The 11,567-nt window shown below is 60.9% G+C and carries 13 protein-coding genes and 1 pseudogene; 9 read left to right on the top strand and 5 right to left on the bottom strand.

Going from position 1 to position 11,567, the window contains the following annotated elements; genetic code table 11:
- Positions 1 to 164: 164 nt before the first annotated feature.
- From T331_RS0116215 to T331_RS0116200, 4 genes are read left to right on the top strand one after another with little or no spacing between them, the layout of a single operon-like run.
- Positions 165 to 617, top strand: coding sequence for a MarR family winged helix-turn-helix transcriptional regulator (locus T331_RS0116215; protein ID WP_026440781.1), 453 nt, complete (start codon positions 165 to 167; stop codon positions 615 to 617).
- Between the two features lie 59 nt (positions 618 to 676).
- Positions 677 to 1,240 (top strand): isochorismatase family protein, encoded by a 564-nt coding sequence (locus T331_RS0116210; RefSeq protein ID WP_026440780.1) that lies wholly within the window; start codon positions 677 to 679, stop codon positions 1,238 to 1,240.
- Position 1,241: 1 nt separating this feature from the next.
- On the top strand, positions 1,242 to 1,571 hold the full coding sequence (locus tag T331_RS0116205; protein ID WP_026440779.1) for a hypothetical protein: 330 nt from the start codon (positions 1,242 to 1,244) through the stop codon (positions 1,569 to 1,571).
- Entirely contained in the window at positions 1,568 to 2,794 is a 1,227-nt protein-coding gene (locus T331_RS0116200; RefSeq protein ID WP_026440778.1) for an MFS transporter, read from the top strand. Before T331_RS0116205 ends, T331_RS0116200 begins: the two co-directional genes overlap by 4 nt.
- A 213-nt stretch (positions 2,795 to 3,007) precedes the next feature.
- On the opposite strand, the gene T331_RS0116195 is transcribed toward T331_RS0116200, so the two are convergent.
- Positions 3,008 to 3,835 carry an AraC family transcriptional regulator gene (locus tag T331_RS0116195; RefSeq protein WP_026440777.1) on the bottom strand — a complete coding sequence of 276 codons (828 nt, stop codon included), beginning with the start codon at positions 3,833 to 3,835 and terminating at the stop codon, positions 3,008 to 3,010.
- Positions 3,836 to 3,928: 93 nt separating this feature from the next.
- Here T331_RS0116195 and T331_RS0116190 point away from each other — a divergent pair, with 93 nt between their 5' ends.
- The 3 genes and pseudogenes from T331_RS0116190 to T331_RS19670 all read left to right on the top strand — a co-directional run bounded on the left by T331_RS0116190 (position 3,929) and on the right by T331_RS19670 (position 5,997).
- A complete protein-coding gene (locus T331_RS0116190) occupies positions 3,929 to 4,690 on the top strand; it encodes a class I SAM-dependent methyltransferase (protein ID WP_026440776.1) in 762 nt (253 codons plus the stop codon).
- A complete protein-coding gene (locus tag T331_RS18790) occupies positions 4,687 to 5,205 on the top strand; it encodes a GNAT family N-acetyltransferase (RefSeq protein ID WP_051622447.1) in 519 nt (172 codons plus the stop codon). Before T331_RS0116190 ends, T331_RS18790 begins: the two co-directional genes overlap by 4 nt.
- Before the next feature lie 100 nt (positions 5,206 to 5,305).
- Positions 5,306 to 5,997 (top strand): annotated as a pseudogene (locus T331_RS19670) (IS5 family transposase).
- 492 nt (positions 5,998 to 6,489) lie between these two features.
- Here the strand turns inward: T331_RS19670 and T331_RS0116175 are convergent.
- The 3 genes from T331_RS0116175 to T331_RS0116165 form a co-directional block, all read right to left on the bottom strand.
- The gene (locus T331_RS0116175) at positions 6,490 to 6,813 is read right to left on the bottom strand and encodes a DUF736 domain-containing protein (protein WP_026440774.1); all 324 of its coding nucleotides are present in this window, start codon (positions 6,811 to 6,813) and stop codon (positions 6,490 to 6,492) included.
- Between the two features lie 697 nt (positions 6,814 to 7,510).
- Complete coding sequence (locus T331_RS0116170) at positions 7,511 to 8,449, bottom strand: DUF2493 domain-containing protein (RefSeq protein ID WP_026440773.1); 939 nt, start codon at positions 8,447 to 8,449, stop codon at positions 7,511 to 7,513.
- Positions 8,450 to 8,811: 362 nt separating this feature from the next.
- Positions 8,812 to 9,924, bottom strand: a complete 1,113-nt coding sequence (locus T331_RS0116165; RefSeq protein ID WP_211248752.1) for a DUF7146 domain-containing protein — start codon at positions 9,922 to 9,924, stop codon at positions 8,812 to 8,814.
- Positions 9,925 to 10,121: 197 nt separating this feature from the next.
- Here T331_RS0116165 and T331_RS0116160 point away from each other — a divergent pair, with 197 nt between their 5' ends.
- The gene (locus T331_RS0116160; protein ID WP_026440771.1) at positions 10,122 to 10,364 is read left to right on the top strand and encodes a type II toxin-antitoxin system Phd/YefM family antitoxin; all 243 of its coding nucleotides are present in this window, start codon (positions 10,122 to 10,124) and stop codon (positions 10,362 to 10,364) included.
- Positions 10,361 to 10,786: a type II toxin-antitoxin system VapC family toxin gene (locus T331_RS0116155; RefSeq protein ID WP_026440770.1), complete on the top strand. Its 426-nt coding sequence runs from the start codon at positions 10,361 to 10,363 to the stop codon at positions 10,784 to 10,786. The genes T331_RS0116160 and T331_RS0116155 overlap by 4 nt, the downstream gene beginning before the upstream one ends.
- Before the next feature lie 87 nt (positions 10,787 to 10,873).
- On the opposite strand, the gene T331_RS0116150 is transcribed toward T331_RS0116155, so the two are convergent.
- Positions 10,874 to 11,464 (bottom strand): hypothetical protein, encoded by a 591-nt coding sequence (locus tag T331_RS0116150; RefSeq protein ID WP_244876995.1) that lies wholly within the window; start codon positions 11,462 to 11,464, stop codon positions 10,874 to 10,876.
- Positions 11,465 to 11,567: the final 103 nt, after the last annotated feature.

The raw sequence follows: 11,567 nt of genomic DNA, 5'->3' as shown, positions 1-11,567 counted from the left end.
ACTGGCGCCCAATTTAGCCCTTCAGAATTACCGTAGCCACATCCCGACTGCGGTAATTGCCTCAATGAGCTCGAATCACTTGGGCGGCTGGAGTGGGAGCATTAAGCAGTGCATCTGATCAGATTAACTTGACAGTTTAACTTATTATAAGCCAACTAGCTGGCATGACTGCTGAACAGAAGGACAATCAATCCACCCGCGCCCCGGCCTTGGCGCAGGATCTTCGTGCCCTGCTCAGCAAGCTGAAACGCCGGCTGCGCGAACAGGGAAATATGGGAGACCTGACGCCATCCCAGGTATCCGTCTTGTTGCGCCTCGAGAAGGATGGCCCGGCGACAGCAGCGGGCTTGGCGCGCGCGGAAGGGATGCGTCCGCAATCGATGGGGCCGGTCATTGCAGCCCTTGAGGGCGCAGGGTTGGTGAGCGGCGCACCGGACCCGCATGATGGAAGGCAGACCCTCCTCTCACTTACCGACGCCTGCCGCACATGGGCTCAGGAAAAGCGGGCGGCAAAACAGGATTGGTTGACCCGCTCCATCCAGGCACGGTTGTCTCCGCAGGAACAAGACGAACTCGCGGCATCTGTCGAATTGCTAAACCGGCTCGTCGACGACTGACGGGGCTCGTGGGGCTCACGCCCTGCTCAAACCATCGCGGTTTTCAAGAGGATACTCCCATGGCGCTGACAACGCTCGACCCCAACACGGCCCTGATCATCGTTGACCTGCAGAAAGGCATCGTCGGTCTGCCCGTCATCCACCCCATCGGCGGCATTATCGAGCGGGCGGGCTCGCTGGCCGACGCCTTCCGCGCGCACGGTCTGCCGGTGGTGCTTGTCAACGTCGCTGGCGGCGCGCCAGGCCGGACAGAACAGCCGCGGCAAACTGCCCCCCGTCCCGAAGGGTGGACTGATCTCATCCCAGAGCTCAATCAACAACCCGGTGATATCGCCGTCACGAAACAGACATGGGGTGCGTTCGCGAGCACAAACCTCGAAGCGCAGTTGAAGGCGCTGGGCGTCACCCAGGTGGTGATCGCGGGTGTGGCCACCGGAACTGGCGTCGAGGCAACCGCGCGCCAAGCCTATGAGCAAGGTTTCAACGTCACCCTCGCCATCGACGCCATGACCGACATGCGCCCGGAGGCACACGGTTATAGTATCGCGAACGTGTTTCCGCGGCTGGGTGAAACCGGCACAACCCAGAACATCATTGACCTGCTTGCAGCGAAGATTCCCTGACATGCCCTGGCTCGATCTCCTATCGTATTTTTTCGGCGGTGCCTTCCTTGCGAATGCCGTTCCACATCTCGTCAGCGGCATGATGGGCAGGCCGTTCCAGAGCCCATTCGCACAACCGCCAGGGGAAGGGCTCTCTTCGTCGACCATCAACGTGCTTTGGGGATTTTTTAACATCGTCGCCGGTTATGTCCTGGTGTTGCGCATCGGTGATTTTGGGGTGAGGAACACAGGCGACGTCCTCGCCTGCGGTGCTGGCGTGCTGCTGATCGCGCTGTTTTCCGCCCGGCATTTTGGCCGCTTCCACGGCGGCAATCAACGGGAACATCCATGAACGCTCCCCGTGCAGGTGTCTTCCGGTCCCTGCGGGGGGTCAACAATCGGGTCTGGGTCGCCGGTGCGTTCGTCTCCAACGTGGGCACCTGGATACAGCGGACGGCTCAGGACTGGCTGGTGTTCACCCAGCTCACCCATCACAACGCTTCGGCCGTCGGCCTGGTCATGGCGCTGCAATTTGGGCCGCAGTTTCTTCTGCTCCCCTGGACAGGCTCTGCCGCCGATCATTTCAACCAGCGCAGGCTGCTGATTGCGACCCAGGCGACGATGGGCCTTCTCGCTTTGGCGCTGGGGATTCTCACCGTCACGGGGGCTGTCCGGCTCTGGCATGTGTACATTTTCGCATTCCTGTTCGGCAGCGCGGCGACGTTCGATGCGCCTGCACGCCAGACCTTCGTGGCGGAACTGGTCGGGGATGTGGATCTGCACAATGCCGTGGCGCTCAACTCGACTTCGTTCAATGCCGCACGGATGATCGGACCTGCTGTCTCCGGCGTGATCATCGCCGCGATTGGCACCGGCTGGGCATTTTTGATCAATGGCGCGTCCTTTGCTGCGGTGCTGATCTCTCTCTTGTCGCTTCGCATCTCCGAGCTTCATCCGAACGCGCGGGCACCCCGCGCCAAGGGGAGTTTTATGGAAGGGTTGCGCTATGTGTGGGGGCGCCCAGACCTCAAGGCCATCCTGGTAATGCTGTTCCTGATCGGGACCTTCGGTCTGAACTTTCCGATCTTCATCTCGACCATGGCGGTCAAGGTGTTCAATTCCGACGCCCGCGGATACGGAATGCTGTCCTCGATCATGGCGATCGGAACCGTTGCCGGAGCGTTGCTCAGTGCGGGGCGCCGTAAGGCACGGTTCGGCTTGTTGATTATGGGCTCTGGGGTCTTTGGACTCGGTTGCACCCTGGCGGCACTCGCTCCAAATTATTGGCTGTTTGCCGGCACGCTCGTGATCATCGGCGTGGCCGCCCTGACATTGACCAATACGAGCAACAGCCTGATGCAGCTTTCGACAGAGTCGGCGATGCGCGGGCGTGTAATGGCATTGCGTGTTGGCGTCGCTCTTGGGGGCACGCCGATCGGTGCGCCGATCGTCGGCTGGGTGGCAGATCATTGCGGGCCACGCTGGTCGCTCGGTATTGGCGCTGCTTCTGGCTTCGCAGCGGCGATCGTCGGCGCTTACGCCTTGGCACGCCTGGAGCAACGATCTTCGGTTTGATATGTCGGCTTTTCGGGTTTGGTTGCCAAAAAAGCAGACCAGCCGCTTCCGGCCAGCTATCCTGTACATTATGCCGTGGCGTGCCCCAAGCTCAAAGCGGTCATTGCCTACGCATCGCGCAAAAGCCGAGAAGGGTGATGAGCGCTCTGTTTGGTTTTGGCCGGCGCGCCGCAATGACCAATCCTATATCCCTATGTTACCTTGAGAATCAAGCTACGACACTTCCGGCTTTGCTGCCGCAGAATGCCGATGCCTGAATTGCGACGGCCCTTCGCCGGCGAGCTGCGCGAATGCCTTGGCGAAGGCACTTAGCGAGGAATAGCCGACTTCGGCAGCAACTTCGGTAACCCTGCGCCCTTCACTCAAAAGTCCCATCGCCATCATGATCCGCGCCTGGCCAAGCCAGCTCTGCCACGTAAGCCCTGTATCCCGCGCGAACAGTCGGCGAAAACTACGTTCGGACAGCCCCGCGGCGGCGAGGGCGCCGGTCTGGGTGGCAGCACTGAGATCGGATGCGGCGTAATCCATGGCGCGCCGGATAGGGGGATGTGTCGCACCGGGCAGAAACAAAGGCAGCTCACTCTCCAGCCATTGGCCGCATAGCAGCGCCAGCGTCTGCAAAAAACTGGTCGCGAGCAGCACATCCTTCTGGGGCGCGCCAAGCCCCCAGCGCGCCGAGAACACGATCATCTCCCGCATTAGCGGGCTTGCCGCCAGAATTTTTACCCGCGCTGTGGGATCAGCCACTGCCGTCGGCGAGAAATACAGCGAAACCCCCACAGCCGCGGTGATGAGCGTGCGGTGCCGCGCCCCGGCCGGGATCCAGGCGGCCCGCCCCTGAGGCAAAATATAGCGCCCGGCCTCCGTCTCGATCTGCGTCGGCCCATCAACCGCATAGATCAGTTGGTGGTACTCATGCGTATGCCAGTCGTAGAAGACATTACGTGCGGGATCGAGAAAGGCAAAGCCGATCCCGCGCGGCTGGTCCAGCCCGTGCGCGGTCAGCGCATTCTGCGTCTCTTCGTAGCTTAATGCGCGCATGGCCGGTTTCCACTCATTTCTGGCCGCAGGACGTTAGCCGGCCAAAGTGCGCCTGGCTATACTCCATGCCGACTGTGAAAGAGAGAGGCCGGAATGACCGATATCACGCATAACCAGCGCATCGTCGCGCAATTCACCCGCTGGGCCAAACCTTTTGCGGAACTGCCCATTCATGCCCAGGCCGACGCCATGGCGCGCAGCCTCGCCGCCTGTGCGCTGGAGCCCACGCTTAATGTGCTCGATGTCGCCTGCGGCCCCGGCATATTGGCCTGCGCCATGGCCCCGCATGCACGCCAGGTCACGGGCATCGACATCACCCCTGCCATGATCGCCCAGGCCCAGGTGCGCCAGGCGGCGGTGGGGCTGCACAATCTGGCCTGGCACATCGGCGATGCTACCACGTTGCCCTTCGCGGCACAGAGTTTTGACCGGGTGACTACACGCTACAGCCTGCATCACATGCAGGATCCGGCGGCGGTGCTGCGCGAGATGAAGCGTGTCTGCCGCCCCGGCGGCCGCATCATCGTCATCGATGCCACGCCCTCGCCCGAAACATGGGATGGCTATGATGCCATGGAACGGCTGCGCGACCCGTCGCATACGAGCGCACTGCCCCTGGATGAACTGCGGCGGATGGGCAAAGACGCAGGGCTGAGCGAGGCCGTGGTCGAAGCCTACCGGCTCGAAGCTCAGCTTGAGACGCTGAGCGATGAAAAGGACATGGCGGCGCTAACGGCGATGTTCGATGCGGATATCGCGAGCGGGCAGGATCGCATCGGTGTCGGCGCCTGGCGCACGCCCGAGGGCATCCGCTTCCACTTCCCCGTCTCGATCCTCGCCTGGCATATCGCATGACCGCAGCCTTAAGCATCCGCCCGGCGGAGGCGGCCGATCTTCCGGTCCTGCGCGCCCTCATCGGTCTTGCCATCGACAGTTTGCAGGCCGGGTTTCTCTCGCCCGAACAGATCGCAGCGAGCCATATGATCATGGGGCTGGACACCCAGCTCGTGGAGGATGGCACGTATTTCGTCGTGGAAAACCATGGAGGTATTGTGGGCTGCGGCGGCTGGAGTCGGCGCGCGACATTGTACGGCGGTGACCACAGCGCCGAACTGCGAGACTCGGCATTGCTCGATCCCTCTCGGGACGGCGCAAAAATCCGGGCGATGTATACCCACCCGGATTTCGCGCGCCAGGGCATTGGACGGCTGATCCTGTCCCGCTGCGAGCATGAAGCATCATCTGAAGGGTTTTCATCAGCCGAGCCGATGGCGACGCTGAGCGGCCGGCTGCTCTACCTCGCCTGCGGCTACGACATTGTCGAGCTAGGGCCAAAACCCAATAAACTTGTTGATATTTCCTTGGTCTGATGATTCTCTATCCCCGATTCGGGGAGCGTATATGAGACGGAACTTATTTTGGCTTTCGGACGAGCAATGGGCGAAAATTGAGCCGCTTTTGCCAACTGACGTGCGGGGCAAAGCCCGTGTTGATGACCGGAAGGTGCTGAGCGGCATCCTGCATGTTATAAAGAGCGGCTGCCGCTGGTGCGATTGCCCGCCGGACTACGGCCCTCCGACGACGATTTATAACCGGTTTGTGCGCTGGGCCGAGCGTGGGGTTTGGGAGAGATTGTTTCAGGAACTTGCCCGGCGCGGCCGCTCAACCGACACGCAAATGATTGATTCTACTCATATAAAGGCACACCGCTCGGCATCGGGCGGAAAAGGGGGGAGCAAAATCAGGCGATTGGTCGGTCGCGAGGCGGGCGTAATACAAAGATCCATGCAATTGCAGATGCTAAAGGCCGTCTTCTTTCCCTCATTCTGACGGGTGGTGAGGCACACGACTGCCCTGTCGCCGAACCGCTGATACAAAAAACCAAAAAGGCCAAGAAACTCCTCGCCGACAAAGCCTATGACAGCGCCGAATTGCGGAAATCTCTAAAAAAGCGCGGCACAAAGCCCGTTATTCCAAACAAGTGCAATCGAAAGCAGCCCTTCAGTTTCAGCAAAAAAGCATATAGGGACCGGCATCTCATCGAAAATGCCTTCTGCCGCCTCAAAGATTTCAGACGTATCGCCACACGCTATGACAGGCTGGCCGTAAATTTCGCCGCATCAATTTATCTCGCGGCCGCGGTCGTCTGGTGGATATTATGAGTCTGGACCCTAGTTGATACCGCCGCCGGCGCCGTCAATATCCCGCTCGTACGGATGCGCAAACATCTCCAGGCGCGCTGATGGATGACAGACAAAGTCGAGAACCGCCTCCGCGGTCGTTTTCGCCACAAGCTGCCCCGTAAGCAGTCTTTCCGCGCCCGGCCCATCCTGCTTATTATCGGAAGCGTTGATGGTAACGGCGGAATGGCCGATGTTGACAGCATAACAGCGATATACGGAGTCATTTCGAATGGCTGAATTATTTACGGCCGATACTAGGCGTCAATATTTGTAAGTCGTCTTGGATGAGTAGTTCCAGTATGACCAGCCTACTCTGATAATTCAAAAAAGTTTTTGGTGCAGCTTTTTTCAAAAAGCTGCGTACTCCATGCCGAAACTCTACTCTGCTGATATTGACGTTTTCCAAAAGCTCTCGTCAATTTTTATAGCACGTCCCCGCCCGGCTTCGCCGAGCGGGGCTCATCGCGGGTGTTACTCCCCATTTTGTTTGCGGCTGCGGGACCAGATGAGGGTGTACCCGTCGCTGCCTTCATCGCCGAACAGGTTGGCGTAAATCGGCGCACTGAAGCTCGGATCATCCAGCTTGACCGAGATATAATCGCGCCCCTCAGCGGAGCGTTTGGACCATCCGGCACCGAGATCAGCTTTTGAAACGTATATGCGATGGCTGGGGGCGTTATCGCTGGTACGGTTGGTTTCAGGCACGATCCGCACATTCTTCGTCTGCACGCTCAAGGTAACGATTTCACCGTGGAATTCATTGCCGACTTTCTTAAAGGTTCCAATGTTAGCCATGTCAATTCTCCTATGCTGTTTCGAGCCCGCGACCATCGCAGCCTCGATGGCGACCTATTGACCGGGGGCACGATCGGCCTGCACCGCCTGCGGCCGTAGCGTCAGCGGAGGATGGCAGCTTCTGGCTTTTTTGAAGCGCAGCGTCCGCGAGGAGGCAGCATCGCTGCCGGGGAAAAAAGTCAGATGCCGCCATTGCAGGAAGGCGATCGTCCTTCGGTCAGATCAGCCACGGAGAGGCCGCGTGGCGCGGCTTGGGACAGGCAGTCAGGAGAAGTATGGCGACATTTGAAATCTTCCACGAAGCGGCAACATCCATGACCGAGAGCGAGACTTTGTTGCAGACGTAGCCGCGCCATCATGCCCTGTATAACCCGTCGCTCCAACGCCCCCTGCCCTCACATCAAGGGACAAGCGGATTGGCAGCACATGGTCATGCATTTCGCAGTGGAGAGATCATTCTGTTCAAGCGATGAATCCAGACGCGCACCTGACCATGCCAATCCACGGCAATGCTGCGCGAGGATCACGCCTTTTCCGTCCGATTTCCCCAGCAAAACGGGGCACACGCCACGGTGAATTCCGCCGGTGATGCCGGGCGGGGTGTTGGCGGGGGCTTGTCCGATGAATAAAGCCGCCGTCGGCGGGCGGCTTTAGCCTGCCGTTGGAATACGGTATGCGTGGGGCCGGATTGTAGGGGCTATGCGCCCCCAATCCCAAAGCTCCACACCGGAATACCGAGTTTCTTGGCCTTGTCAGACAGGTTTTCCTGAATGCCGGTGCCAGGGAACACCATGACGCCGATCGGCAGGCCATGCAGCAGCGCGTCATTGCGCTTGAACGGTGCCGCCTTGGCATGCCGTGCCCAGTCGGGCTTGTAGGCAATCTGCGTCACCTTGCGGGCATCGGCCCAGGCGGCGGCGATGCGCTCGGCCCCCTTTGGGCTGCCGCCATGCAGCAGCACCATGTCCGGATGTTTGGCGTGCACTTTGTCGAGCTTGTCCCAGATCAGCATGTGGTCGTTGAACTCCATCCCGCCGGTGAAGGCGATTTTCAGCCCCGTTGGCAACAGCGGCTCGGTCTCGGCCCGACGTTTGGCTGCGATAAAGTCGCGGCTGTCGATGAGTGCCGCCGTCAACGCCCGGTGATTAACCATCGAGCCGGAGCGTGGGCGCCAGGCTGAGCGTGTTTGGCGCTCAAATTGCTCGGCTGCCTGGTCACGGAAGAATTCCAGGCAGTCGCGCCGTTCCAGCAATGTCTGCCCCTCCGCCGTGAGGCGTTCCAGCTCGACCGAGCGCACCTCAGAACCATCCTGGTCCTTCTGGCTGCGTTTTTGCGCCTGCTCGTTATCGTCGAGCGCCCGCTCAATCCGGCCTACGGCGCGGTGGAACAAATTGACCGTCGCCCAGAGCAATTCCTCGAGGTCAGGCTCCAGGCGGGTGTCCGTCAGAGTAGCGGCAAAGGCATCGAAGATATCTGCAACGGCGCCTGCGATCAGCGGCGCTTCGGGCAATGGCCGCGGGTCGGGCTCGTCCTGGCCAGGATGGTAGCCATAGAGCTGGAGTTCGCTGAGAATATGCGCGGTGGGGGAAGAGGCGTGCGGTGGCTCGTAGCCAGTATCGTCGTGTTCGCGGGTCATGGGATGCTCCTGTTTGCCGGAAGCCCGCGCCCATCGCGGCCTTCCATGGCGATCCCAGCCGTGGGCGGCGGCGGCCCGCACCGGTGAGGCCGGAGCGTAAGCGGAGGATGGCGGCGGGGCCGCTATTTTGCTTCGCGATGCAAAGCCCCGGGGCGTCGCATGGCATGATCAGTGTTACTTACAATTCCCCGGGGCGGCGGAAAATAGCGGCCCCGCCGCCATTGCGGGCCGCCGCCGCCCACGGCACAGAGCGCCCTCTCGGAAGGCTGGCGGCGCGGCCGCCCGGCACACAAGCGTGCCCTGGCTGCAAATACGATACCAGCGTCAACGAGCAGCAATCAGCGTTTCCACCGCGTCAAATCTCAGTCGTAAATCATAAAGCGCGCGACATCCTCCGGCGCGATCTGGCCGCGCAAATTAGCTCGTAATTCGGCAATGCCAAGTTCGCGGAGATCATCGTTGAAATCGCCCAGGCGGGGCGAGAGGACCAGCGCCTCGATCCCGGCGGCACTTGCGCGTTCGGTCAGGCTTGCCACGGCGCGGTCACCGGCTGAATCAGGATCGCGGGCAATGTAGAGCCGCCGCAATCCAGCAGGCGGCAGCAGGGCGGCCAGATGCCCCGCCGAGAGTGATGCTGCCATCGGCATCGCAGGCAACATGCAGCGCAGCGACAGCATGGTCTCGATGCCCTCCCCGGCGACGAGCACATCAAGACCATTCGCCAGACCGAACCGGACGGCATGGCCGAGCAGATGGCCCAGTGCACGCCGTGGTGTCTCAAGCGGTGCCTTGCCCAGCCGAATGCGATCAAAGCCGCCAGGATCGAGCCAGGTGCGGTGCACACCGGTGATCATGCCGTCAAGATCGGTCACCGCCGCAATCAACGCGGGCCAGGCTTCCGGAACGGCGTCAGGAGTCGCACGATAGAAGCAGCGTGGGTGAAAGCGCAGCGCACCAGAGTCGATATCAGCAAGCGCCACCGAGGTAATACCGCGACGACGCAAATAGGCTTCGCCAAGCGTTCCGGGCAGCGATTGAGCCTTGGCGAACATACGCCGGGCAGAGCGTTGAACCTGTGCTGCCATAGCATCAGTATCGTCTGTGTTATTTGGTGCGGGATCAATGCTGACAGCGGCTGGAGCGCTGTCGCTGCCAACCAGCCCGAGAAACCGCCGCGCCTCCTCGGCCACGTCGCGGAAATCCGTCAGGCCGCAGTTTTCTCGGATCAAATCCAGCAAATCGCCATGCGTGCCCTCGGCGGCGTCCTGCCAACGTCCGGCGGCGCCCTTGCCCGTGCCGCCGCCACTGAGCCGCACAAATAAGGACCGCCCCGGTGTATTATGCACATCTCCCACCAGCCAATAGCGGCCCTCGCGCCGCCCGGCGGGCAAATAATGCCGGCACACTGCCTCAGCCTGCCGGGCCAGCATTTGCGCCAGCTCAGCCACAGGCATGGAAAAATCACGCTTGGGCATCATTTTCTCCTCCACCACCAAAGAGTTTCCGCCAACCGGAGCCCATCAAGCTGCCGAACAGCGCAGCCTATCGTTCCGCCCTGCCCACGCGCTATCTTCCGAATCGGAAGTTGACCGGGCCACCACGCCCACCAAAAATCTTCCGCTCCCATGGCATCCATGCTACAAGTGACCAGCTAACTGGTCAGGAGTATCCCATGGGCAGCGTTAACCTCGCCGACGCCAAGGCACATCTGAGCGAGCTCGTCGAACGAGCCGCCGCCGGAGAAGCCGTGCGCATCACCCGCCGGGGAAAGCCAGTGGCGCAACTCGTCCCGGCTGACATCCCGCGCAAGCCGGTCAATCTCGGGGCTTTACAGGCCGCAACCGCTAATATGCCCACCCAGGCTGAGCCCGCGCGTGAGGCCATCCGTAAAATGCGCGACGAGGCGCGCTATTGAGCCTGTATCTCGACACGTCGCTGCTGGTTGCCGCCCTGACGAATGAAGCCGAGACTGAGCGCATGCAGGCCTGGCTGGCGGCACAGCAAGCCGGAGAGCTGGCAATCAGCGACTGGGTGATGACCGAATTCTCATCCGCCCTGTCAATCAAATTACGCACCGGCCAGCTACAACCCGTCCACCGCGCCGAAGCCTTGGCGATGTTCACACAACTCGCCGCTGAAAGTTTTTTGCACCTGCCGGTCAGCGGGCCGCAATTCCGGACTGCCGCCCGCTTCGCGGACCAATACACGCTGGGCCTGCGCGCGGGCGATGCCCTGCACCTGGCCATCTGCGCGGATCACGGCGCCACCCTATGCACGCTTGACCGCCGCCTCGGCGAGGCCGGCGCGGCACTGGGCGTGAAAACGATGTTGCTGTAATCGCCCACGCAAAATGGGCCGCCCCGTTGCCGGGTTCGGCCCATCCGCATTGGTCATGGTTCTGCGTAAATTGTCCCGGGCATCCTTCTACCCGCCCTCCTGCCCGGCGATGTCGGCAAGACAGTCCGACAGAAACTCCGTGGTCGAGCAGCCTTTGATGGCATCGGCGGTGATGAACAGTGCCATGCCGCCAAAACCATCGGCGCGCATTTTTGAACAGGTGAATGCCGTGGTCACGGTGATATAACGAAGCTTGGCCGAACGACGCACGATGTCCTGAAGAATCACCTCCCAGGACACGGCGCTCATATCCAGGTCGACGGATGTATCATCCGCAGCAGCGTTTTTGAGTTTTTCTTCCACATGGTTGCGCACCTGGCTGCCGCTGCCGCAGGCTTCATCCAGCGCAGCGCTGAGTTCGGCGCGATTGACCCAGATCAGATCCGATGGGCCCTGCCAGGAATGGAAATAGGTTCCATCGCCATCCGTCCCCGCATCGAACATATGCGAGAGCAACAACAGCTCCAGCTTCGTCATGTCCCCGTTCGGGATGATCTCCGGGATCACGGTCGGTGAAAAGTAGTCCGCCATGTCGGCCTCCAAAAGTGCAAAACCCGGCACGGAGCCGGGTTCTGGGTTGAAAGAGATGGATGGTGAAAGTCGATGCTCAGGCTGCATCGACTTCAAAAGGATCAAGCAATCTATGCAGCGCCATGGCCCTGCCCATCCAGGGTTCGGGCCGGATCGCTTTGATCCAATCGGCGAACCCCGGTATGAAGCC

The organism is Acidocella facilis ATCC 35904 (genome assembly GCF_000687875.1).
Lineage (GTDB): Bacteria > Pseudomonadota > Alphaproteobacteria > Acetobacterales > Acetobacteraceae > Acidocella > Acidocella facilis.
This window is presented reverse-complemented; position numbering and strand designations above follow the sequence as displayed.